Below are 9,719 nucleotides of genomic sequence, written 5' to 3'. Positions count from 1 at the left end.
AAAATAATTCAATGTGCTCCATGTTGTTTTGTATTTAGTTGTAAACTAACAAACTTTAATATTAATTTTCTTCTACTAGTTCTGGATTTCTTGAACGTTGTACCCAGATAATAATCCCTATAGTTATAAGGGCCATTGGTGATAACAACATAAACCCGTTGTTTTCATAGCCTATAGAGTACAGTCCAGTTTTTGCAATAGGGTCACCTAATACCTGAATTCCTAAAAGTGTTCCTGATCCTAATAATTCTCTGAAGAACCCAACAATGATAAGAATCACACCATACCCTAAAGCATTTCCAATACCGTCAAGGAAAGATCGAAAAACACCATTACCAAGTGCAAAAGCTTCAAATCGTCCCATAATGATACAGTTGGTTATAATTAGACCAATGAATACTGATAATTGCTTACTCAATTCATAAGAAAAAGCTTTTAAAACCTGATCTACAATTATAACGAGTGTTGCTACAACAACCAGTTGTACTATAATTCTAATTTTAGAAGGGATTATATTTCTCATAAGAGAAATCACAATGTTCCCTACACCCATAACAAATATTACAGATAAAGCCATAACAATAGAGGCTTTTAATTGTGCCGTGATTGCAAGTGCTGAACAAATACCCAATACCTGAATAGTGATGGGGTTGTTATCTGTTAGAGGGTCTAATATTAAAGCTTTGTCTTTTTTTGATAATAATCCCATTTCTTATTGATTTAAAGATTTTAAATGAGGTAAATATTCTCTTAAATAGGTGCGTAGCATGGCAGTTACACCGTTTCCGGTGATTGTTGAACCTGCGATAGCATCAACTTGATTGTCTTGTTTTCTGTTGTTTAGAGGGTCGTTGTTACCTTTTGCAACATCCACTCCTTCAAAATCTCCGTCTTCGTCAAATATATGTTCACCTTTGAAATCATCCATAAAGAAGCGCTCTTTGATGTTGGCACCCAACCCGGGAGTTTCCGCTTTATGGTCAAAATAAACACCTTGAATGACATAATCTGAGTCCAAAGCTACAAAGCCCCATATTGCATCCCAAAGCCCTTTTCCGGTAACTGGGATGATGTATAAGGTCTCATCCTCTTTTTCTCCAATAAATATGGGAAGTCTTTTTTGATAATTAGAGTTTTTTGCAGCAGATTCTTCTTTGGCAAGGTCTATCAAATAAGCTTCATCATCTTCAATGAGTTGATCGCCCTGAGCATAGTATTGTTTCGTGATGTAAGTATTAAAAACCTCTCCAACTCTGTCTGTTGAAATAAAACTCACGTCATTATCACCTTCATTGTTATGGACTCCCATCGCATAGAGTATATTTTGTTGCTTTTCAAATCGTTGGTTTTCGACAATTCTTGGCTTTAGAGACGATGCTATAAATGCCAGAAGTGAACCCACGACAACCACCATCACAATGGCAAATCCAATAGTGTATAAATTGTTATCAGTTTTCTTAGCCATGATTATGCAGTTTTAACTTTTAAACGGTTTTTTCTTCTTTTCACATTTCCTCTAATCACATAGTGGTCAATAGTTGGTGCAAAAACATTCATCAGTAATATAGCAAGGAAAACTCCTTCCGGATAAGCTGGATTAAAGACTCTGATCATTACAGAAATGAACCCTATAAAAAATCCGTAGATCCATTTTCCTTTATTTGTTTGAGATCCTGTTACAGGATCGGTGGCCATATAAACAATACCAAAAGCCAACCCTCCAATTATAAGATGCTCCCAAAAGGTTACATTCATTAATCCATAGAAATTGCTCGATTCAGTAATAATACCTGCATCAACTACCCAGTTAAAAATAAGACCCATTACTAATGCTCCAACTACAGAACTCAGCATTATTCTCCAACTTGCAACTTTTGTATAGAGTAAAAACAAGCCTCCAAGAAGTATTAGCAAAGTTGAGGTTTCACCAACTGATCCCGGTATAAACCCATAGAACATTTCCATTATGGAATAATCTGGTATGTTGTTTTGAGCTAATGTACCAAGAATTGTTTCACCCGAAATAGCACTAACATCAGTAGCACCTGCGGCAATTTGTGCATCGCGTTCAACAGCGCCATGCACCCAAACTTTGTCACCACTCATCCAGGTTGGATATGCAAAAAACAAAAATGCACGTATTGTTAAAGCAGGATTCAGAATATTCATTCCTGTTCCACCAAAAATTTCTTTTCCAATCACTACACCAAATATGACAGCAATTGTAAGCATCCACAAAGGAGTATCAATTGGAACAATAAGCGGGACTAGCATTCCAGTAACTAGGTAACCTTCTTCAACTTCATGCCCTTTTATTACAGCAAATAAGAATTCAACTCCAAGACCTACACCATAAGAAACAATCACTAAAGGCAGAACTGTCCAGGCTCCCAAAACAAAGTTTTCCCAATTGATAAAATGTTCAAACAGAGAAAAGTCTTGTGGAAAACCATTGATGGCTGAATAGTGTTGATAGCCAGCATTAAATATTCCAAATATTAAACAAGGAATTAAAGCGATAATAACAGTATTCATCGTTCGCTTTAAATCATCTGCTCCTCTAACATGACTACCGGAATGTGTAGTTTCATTTGGCAAATACAAAAACGTGTGAAGTGCATTGAAAGCAGGCGCCATCTTGGTGCCTTTGTACTTCATTTTTAAATCGTGTAATTTATTTTTCAAACTCATAGTTTATCCTATTTCTTTGTACATTAGGTCCAATCCTTTTCTGATAATTTCCTGATGGGGTTGTTTTGAAACACACACAAATTCGGTGAGTGCAAAATCTTCGGGAGCTACTTCAAACATTCCCAGCTCTTCCATTGCGTCAAGATCTTCTACCATACAAGCTTTCATTATTTGCATTGGATAAATATCAAGTGGAAAAACCTGCTCATACATTCCTGTTTGCACAAACGCTCTGTGTTCGCCATTTGTATTGGTGTCTAAAACATATTTTTTATTGGGTGTAAGCCAGGAGAATGTCAATGCTCTTGTAAGTGAAATTTTATTAAACACTGGTTTGTTCCAACCAAAAAATTCATAATCATCTCCTTCAGGTATCACTGTAATTGTATCGTCATAATAACCCAAATGACCATCGGCGGGGACTTTTTTTTCTGAAAGAACACCTCCGCTGATAATTCTGACATTTTCTCCATTCAATCCTGAATCGTAAACCATAGTTGAAACCTCTGCTCCAATTTTGGTTCTGTAATATTTGGGACTTTTCAATGAAGATCCGGAAAGCGCAACAATGCGTTCTGCGTTAAATTTTCCTTTAAGAAGTAATTCCCCTATGACAACTAAATCTTGTGGTGTTAAAGTCCAAACGGTTTCACCTTTATTTATTGGGTCTATTTTATTAATTAATGTACCGACATTCCCAGAAGGGTGTGGACCTGAAACTTTATGTAATGTAATTCCAACCAAATTTTCAAAAGGAGAGGTTCCATTAGAACCTATTCCAACATGTATTTTACCTTTGGTTAGTTTTGAAAAGGCGTGTATTGCAGTCTGTAATTCTTTTTCTTTCCCGCTTAAAGTAAAATCATAATCGGCTACTAAAGGAGCGCTTGCGTGCGCCGATATAAAAATTGCTTTGGGAGTTTTTTCTGGATTTGCTATCACGTCATAAGGTCGTTGTTTAACAAATACCCAGCAACCTGATTCCAAAAGTCTTGTTTTTATTGCTTCTGGCTCTGCTTTTGAAACATCAAGCTGGTTAAATTCGCGATACTCGTCTTGAGAATCTGCAGTGATAACGATGTGAGTAATCACTCGTTTTGCTCCCCTCTTTATTTCGGTAAGTGTTCCACTAACAGGTGCTGCAAACTTAATTGATTCATTTTCTCTGTGGTAAAACAAAATATCTCCGGCTTTAAACTTGGCACCTTCTTTGAGTACCATTTTTGGAGTAATCAAATGAAAATCTGATGGTTTAATTACAAAAGTGCGGGATCTTGGAGCATTTGTCAGTGCTTTTTCGGGCTCACCAACCAAACGGATGTCTAACCCTTTTTTGATTCTAATGTCTTTTGACATAGGATGTAAGTATTAAAGTTTACTTTAAAAATCTAACAGGACAAATGACCTGCTATAAAAGACCGCAAATTTACAAATTTTGGTACGTATTTCTAAATGATAAAATAAGTATATTTACTATTTATAACTATTCTAAATAAAAAGATGTTTACATAATTCCAATTTATCATAACTAGATTTTTTGACTATATTTACAGCTGATTGATTTCCAAACAAACTATCCTTAACAATGAATTATTTCTTTTCTTTTCTGGTATTTTTTTTACCATTTTATTTACTAAGTCAAGTAACCGAAACTCCTGCACCAACACATATTAAAACAATCACATTTCAAGGAAATACACCGCAGGCCCAATTACCTATATTAAAGCTTGGCGAGCGTTTTCAATTATCTTTTGATGACATTAATGGAGATGAAAGAGATTATTACTACAAAATCGAGCACTTCAATTTTGATTGGACTCCTTCAAACCTTTCTAAAGGTGAATATATTGATGGATTTGATGACATGCGCATAGATTTTTATGAAAACTCGTTCAATACTCTACAAATGTATTCTCATTATGTACTCAATATTCCAAATCGTGATACCCGAGCATTAACCAAAAGCGGAAATTACCTTATCAGTATTTTTGACGACCGCAATAATTTATTGTTTTCCAGAAAATTTATGATATATGAAGACCTTGCCAATGTTGGTGTTGAAATTAAGCGTTCCAGGGATTTGAATTACATCCATTCTAAACAGGTTGTCCATTTTTCAATTAATTCTACCAATACTACCTTTATTAACCCGAACCAAAACGTAAAAACACTTGTCCTTCAAAACAGCAATTTAAAAACTGCTATTACTAATTTAAAGCCTCAATATACCCTTGGAAACGAGCTAATTTACAGATATGACCAGGAAGCTTCATTCTGGGGTGGTAATGAATACTACAATTTTGACAACAGCGATGTGAGAGGTGCAACTGTCAACATAAGAAGGGTGGCTATGGAAGACACTTTTATTAATTATCTTTACACCAACATTTCAAGAAAAGACAGACCCTATACTTTTAATCCTGATATAAACGGGAACTTTTTAGTAAGAAATATCAGAGGACAAAAATCCAGCGTCGACGCAGAGTATGTTTGGGTTCATTTTGCATTACAGTATTATGAAGATTTAAACAATGGGGAAGAAATTCATATTTACGGAAATTTCAATAATTATAACACCAATCAATCAACAAGATTAAATTATGACACATCAACTGACACCTATCGTTTAAAATATTTATTTAAACAAGGTTTTTACAACTATAAGTATGTGATTAAAGAACAAGATGGCACCATTCAGGAAGGCATAATAAGTGGAAATTTTGATGAGACTGAAAATGATTACACTGTTGTGGTTTATTATCGGGATTTGGGTGGCCGTTATGATAAAATTATAGGTGTTGGAAGCAATAATTCTGAAAATATCACTAACAACTAATTAATTTAAATGCTGGATAAATTATCCGTTTGGTTTGCCAGTTCAATTCCCTCAACTGAAACAGGCAGGAAATCTCTAAAATTTAGAGGAGAAAACTGCCTGAATTGTGATCACCCTCTAGATAAAAGTGATAAATATTGCCCAAATTGTTCACAGCTCAACTCCACAAAAAAACTCCATTTTAACGACCTATTCAATGAGTTTTTTGGAAGTATTTTTGCGTATGACAGCAGAATTATAAGAACACTCAAAGTACTGTTGTTTAGACCGGGCATCATTTCAAAAGAATATGTCGAAGGGAAAAGAATGCGCTATGCCAATCCGTTTAGGTTCTACCTCAGTGTGAGTATTATCTTTTTTTTATTCAGTGGTTTGATCAATAAAATTTCTGATCTAACTCTAGACAATAACAGCAAACCTTCTGCTTTAACAAGTTCAGATATTAAAACCAGTAACGACAAAGATGCAACTCTAGAACTAAAAAGTGCGTTAAAAGAACTAAACAATACCGATATTGATTCATTAAAAACTGAAAAAAAAGTAAATGAGCCTATACCTGGAAATAAATTAAGATATTTTAGCGAAGAGGAGTTAGCTAACATGAGTTTCAGAAAAAGTTACACCAGTAGAATTGAAGTTTACAGTGACTTTTATACGGATAACAAAGACTTAAAAACGTCAGACGCCTTAGCAAAATTAAATCACCAAAACTCTGCAAAAAACAGATGGTTGTACAAAAAGGTGATGGATTTTGATTTCTTTATCAACAATACAGATTTTGCTTACAATTATTTTATCTCCAAGCTTCCCATTGTAATCTTTTTATTTATGCCAATTTTTGCTTTGTTCATAAAACTTATATATATCCGACGAAAACAGTATACATATATGGAACATTTGATTTTTGCTTTTCATGTTCAAAGTTTGTTTTTTGTTTTATTAATTATCACATTATTTTTTGACTATTTTTTAAACACATCTTTTTTTACATCTCTTGCTTTTTTTGCTTTTTTAATATATCTCTATAAAGCAATGCGGAATTTTTACCTCCAAAACAGATTTAAAACATTCGTTAAATTTGTGATTCTAAATACTTTATTTACTATCTTAGCTGTCTTTGCAGCGATGGGCTATGCGTTGCTTTCGTTTTCAATGTATTAAAACAATGGTACAACAAGTTACAAAAGGGATAAAAATTTCAGTAGAAACTAAATTTGAAGGCACATTTTATAAAGACTATAAAATACATTATGCCTTTAGATATAAAATTGCCATTGAAAACCAAAGTAAAGACTCTGTTCAATTAAACTCCCGTTACTGGAAGATTAAAGATGCACTAAACAAAGCAGAAGTTGTGTCAGGTGAAGGAGTGGTTGGTAAAAAACCTGTTTTAAAACCTGGAGAAACACACACCTACACATCAGGATGTTTGCTTTTATCACCTTTTGGTGCAATGAAGGGTTATTACAGGATGGTTAATTTTACTACTACGAAAGCTTTCAGGGTTAAGGTGCCTTCATTTAGACTAAGTGCAACTCATGCCTTGAATTAGAGTATTACACAACTAGTTCTTCCTGTCTGAAGATTTTCATAGTTCATTTTAATAGTGTCGCCTTTCTTTATAATTTGTGTCAGGCTTACAGTTTTGATAAATCCTCTATCCATAATTAAATTTTCTTCCTTTTTACCATTTCCTGCAGTTTTATGAAACTTTATTAATTGAGTGGAATCAATGTTTGACTTTTTAAGAAACGCATTAAACCATGTTTCTCTTTCATTTTTCATTTCAGTAGAGTACAAAGGTGATGAACTCCAAATATTTGATGTCAAGGAAAGTTCTTTGAAGTGCAATTGCTGTTCATCCCATACCAAATTGTATAATTTTAGTCCGGCTTTCCAATCCACCAAAATAATTGTAAAGGGCTCAATTCCTTCATAATCATAATCCATTATACCATTTAATAAATTTTCAAGGAGTAATATATCTTTAACCACAACTCCCCTGCTCTTTCTATAAGGAGGTTTGCGTTTGTGAGGTTTAAAGGCTCCATTGAGTAAGTTTACCATTCGTTTTTTACTACTTACACCAATCCAAGTACCACCTGCAAGCAAATCTTTAGGATAAATCAAATTCGTCCCTTTTTCATTATAGACTTTAGGTACTAAAGTCTGTCTTTCAGGAAGTTCATCACGGCTTGAGGTTAGAATAAAATCTTGATAATCTTTTGCAATAAATGTTACTGTACACATGATAGTTAAACCCTAGTTTTGAACAACAAATTACAAAATTTCAGGTAAAGATGTAACACAGAATTAAAAATAGACTCTTTAAAAATTTGTACCTTCGCAAACAATTCAAAAACTGTAAAAACAACAATATATGGGAAAAGGATTTTTTAAAGTTCCGGTAGCCAAAAATGAGCCTGTAAAAAGCTATGCCCCCGGAACCCCCGAAAGAGAAGAAGTATTAATTACTTACAAAGAAATGTATAATAGCACCATCGAAGTGCCTTTATACATTAACGGTAAAGAAATAAAAACCGGAAACACTGCCACTATGGCTCCGCCTCACGACCATAAACACATTCTTGGAAACTATCACAAAGCAGAAAAAAAACACGTTCAAGAAGCAATCGAAACAGCTCTTGAAGCAAGAAAAAAATGGTCTAAAATGCCTTGGCAAGAGCGCGCCGGAATTTTCTTAAGAGCAGCAGAGTTAATTGCCGGACCATACCGTGCAAAAATTAATGCAGCGACTATGCTCGGACAATCAAAAAATATTTATCAGGCTGAAATTGATGCTGCCTGTGAGTTGATTGATTTCTTAAGATTTAATGTGCAATATATGACTGAAATCTATGCTGAACAACCCGAATCAACTTCAGGTGCATGGAATCGTTTGGAATACCGCCCATTAGAAGGGTTTATTTATGCAATAACTCCTTTTAACTTTACCGCAATCGCTGGAAACCTTCCAGCCAGTGCTGCTTTGATGGGAAATGTTGCTATATGGAAACCCAGCGACAGTCAGGTGTATTCTGCTAAGGTCATTATGGATGTCTTTAAAGAAGCAGGAGTACCTGATGGAGTTATCAATGTAGTTATGGGAGACCCTGTAATGATCACTGATATTATTTTAAGTCATCCTGATTTCTCAGGACTTCACTTTACGGGATCAACTGATGTGTTCAAAATGTTATGGAAAAAAATTGGTGAAAACATCAATACATATAAAACTTACCCTCGTATTGTTGGTGAGACCGGTGGTAAAGACTTTATTGTTGCACACAAATCATCCAATCCAATTCAAGTTGCTACTGCAATATCAAGAGGAGCGTTTGAATTTCAAGGACAAAAATGTTCTGCAGCATCACGTTGTTACATTCCAAAAAGTTTATGGCCTGCTGTTAAAAAGCAAGTTACTAAAGATCTTAAATCTTTTAAAATGGGCTCGCCAGAAGACATGGGTAATTTTATCACAGCAGTTATTCACGAGGGTTCTTTTGATAAACTTGCAAGTTATATTGACCAAGCAAAGAAAGACTCAAATGCAGAAATTGTAGTAGGAGGAAATTATGATAAATCACAAGGATATTTTATTGAACCTACAGTTATTCTTACTGAAGATCCAAAATACACTACAATGTGCACTGAATTATTTGGGCCTGTGGTTACAATATATGTTTATGAAGACAGTCAATGGGAAGAAACATTGCATCTAGTAGACGGAACATCTGAATATGCTTTGACAGGTGCGGTTTTTAGTGAAGATCGTTATGCTCTTGAAAAAGCAGTTGATATTCTTGAAAATGCAGCCGGAAACTTTTATATCAACGACAAGCCAACAGGTGCTGTCGTTGGTCAACAACCTTTTGGAGGTGCAAGAGCTTCGGGAACAAATGACAAAGCAGGCTCTAAACTGAACTTGTTAAGATGGGTATCTCCAAGAATGGTTAAAGAAACTTTTGTTTCACCTGTTGATTACAGGTATCCATTTTTAGATGAAAAATAAAAATTCTTCCATTTAATTCAATAAAAAAACGCCTGACAAATGCCAGGCGTTTTTCATTTGTAATACTTAAATATTTATTCAAAACCTACATTCACTCCTGCTTTTACGTGTTGAGCATTTAGCGCATTGTTATTTTCATCAACAACATAAACAGCAACTCCAAATTTTGAAGGCTCAAAA

General features: G+C 34.5%; 9 protein-coding genes. 4 read left to right on the top strand and 5 right to left on the bottom strand.

Going from position 1 to position 9,719, the window contains the following annotated elements:
- Positions 1–61: 61 nt before the first annotated feature.
- Genes AACY61_RS03410 through AACY61_RS03395 form a run of 4 tightly spaced genes read right to left on the bottom strand, consistent with a single transcriptional unit; the run spans position 62 to position 4,047 of the window.
- Positions 62–709, bottom strand: coding sequence for an NADH:ubiquinone reductase (Na(+)-transporting) subunit D (locus AACY61_RS03410; RefSeq protein ID WP_339610191.1), 648 nt, complete (start codon positions 707–709; stop codon positions 62–64).
- A 3-nt stretch (positions 710–712) separates the two neighbouring features.
- Entirely contained in the window at positions 713–1,465 is a 753-nt protein-coding gene (locus AACY61_RS03405; RefSeq protein WP_339610190.1) for a Na(+)-translocating NADH-quinone reductase subunit C, read from the bottom strand.
- Between the two features lie 2 nt (positions 1,466–1,467).
- Positions 1,468–2,691: an NADH:ubiquinone reductase (Na(+)-transporting) subunit B gene (locus AACY61_RS03400; RefSeq protein WP_339610189.1), complete on the bottom strand. Its 1,224-nt coding sequence runs from the start codon at positions 2,689–2,691 to the stop codon at positions 1,468–1,470.
- Positions 2,692–2,694: 3 nt separating this feature from the next.
- Positions 2,695–4,047, bottom strand: coding sequence for a Na(+)-translocating NADH-quinone reductase subunit A (locus AACY61_RS03395; protein ID WP_339610188.1), 1,353 nt, complete (start codon positions 4,045–4,047; stop codon positions 2,695–2,697).
- A gap of 229 nt (positions 4,048–4,276) precedes the next feature.
- Here AACY61_RS03395 and AACY61_RS03390 point away from each other — a divergent pair, with 229 nt between their 5' ends.
- The 3 genes from AACY61_RS03390 to apaG are packed head-to-tail and all read left to right on the top strand — an operon-like array spanning position 4,277 to position 7,079.
- The gene (locus AACY61_RS03390) at positions 4,277–5,527 is read left to right on the top strand and encodes a DUF5103 domain-containing protein (protein WP_339610186.1); all 1,251 of its coding nucleotides are present in this window, start codon (positions 4,277–4,279) and stop codon (positions 5,525–5,527) included.
- A gap of 9 nt (positions 5,528–5,536) precedes the next feature.
- A complete protein-coding gene (locus tag AACY61_RS03385) occupies positions 5,537–6,688 on the top strand; it encodes a DUF3667 domain-containing protein (RefSeq protein ID WP_339610184.1) in 1,152 nt (383 codons plus the stop codon).
- Positions 6,689–6,692: 4 nt separating this feature from the next.
- Positions 6,693–7,079, top strand: coding sequence for a Co2+/Mg2+ efflux protein ApaG (apaG, locus tag AACY61_RS03380; protein WP_339610182.1), 387 nt, complete (start codon positions 6,693–6,695; stop codon positions 7,077–7,079).
- Here apaG and AACY61_RS03375 read toward each other — a convergent pair.
- The gene (locus tag AACY61_RS03375; RefSeq protein WP_339610180.1) at positions 7,076–7,777 is read right to left on the bottom strand and encodes an NRDE family protein; all 702 of its coding nucleotides are present in this window, start codon (positions 7,775–7,777) and stop codon (positions 7,076–7,078) included. The two genes, apaG and AACY61_RS03375, sit on opposite strands and share 4 nt — an antisense overlap.
- A 130-nt stretch (positions 7,778–7,907) precedes the next feature.
- Here AACY61_RS03375 and pruA point away from each other — a divergent pair, with 130 nt between their 5' ends.
- Complete coding sequence (gene pruA, locus AACY61_RS03370; protein ID WP_339610178.1) at positions 7,908–9,539, top strand: L-glutamate gamma-semialdehyde dehydrogenase; 1,632 nt, start codon at positions 7,908–7,910, stop codon at positions 9,537–9,539.
- Positions 9,540–9,719 lie beyond the last annotated feature (180 nt).

It is taken from the genome of uncultured Planktosalinus sp. (assembly GCF_963973675.1).
GTDB lineage: Bacteria > Bacteroidota > Bacteroidia > Flavobacteriales > Flavobacteriaceae > Planktosalinus.
The sequence above is the reverse complement of the archived record's forward strand: the minus strand, read 5'-3'. Positions and strand labels throughout refer to the sequence as shown.

Excerpts from the sequence above, each read along its gene's own strand:
- AACY61_RS03390 (WP_339610186.1), top strand. The coding sequence starts at position 4,277 with ATGAATTATTTCTTTTCTTTTCTGGTATTTTTTTTACCATTTTATTTA.
- apaG (WP_339610182.1), top strand. The coding sequence starts at position 6,693 with ATGGTACAACAAGTTACAAAAGGGATAAAAATTTCAGTAGAAACTAAA.
- AACY61_RS03405 (WP_339610190.1), bottom strand. The coding sequence starts at position 1,465 with ATGGCTAAGAAAACTGATAACAATTTATACACTATTGGATTTGCCATT.
- AACY61_RS03375 (WP_339610180.1), bottom strand. The coding sequence starts at position 7,777 with ATGTGTACAGTAACATTTATTGCAAAAGATTATCAAGATTTTATTCTA.
- AACY61_RS03410 (WP_339610191.1), bottom strand. The coding sequence starts at position 709 with ATGGGATTATTATCAAAAAAAGACAAAGCTTTAATATTAGACCCTCTA.
- AACY61_RS03400 (WP_339610189.1), bottom strand. The coding sequence starts at position 2,691 with ATGAGTTTGAAAAATAAATTACACGATTTAAAAATGAAGTACAAAGGC.
- AACY61_RS03395 (WP_339610188.1), bottom strand. The coding sequence starts at position 4,047 with ATGTCAAAAGACATTAGAATCAAAAAAGGGTTAGACATCCGTTTGGTT.
- AACY61_RS03385 (WP_339610184.1), top strand. The coding sequence starts at position 5,537 with ATGCTGGATAAATTATCCGTTTGGTTTGCCAGTTCAATTCCCTCAACT.
- pruA (WP_339610178.1), top strand. The coding sequence starts at position 7,908 with ATGGGAAAAGGATTTTTTAAAGTTCCGGTAGCCAAAAATGAGCCTGTA.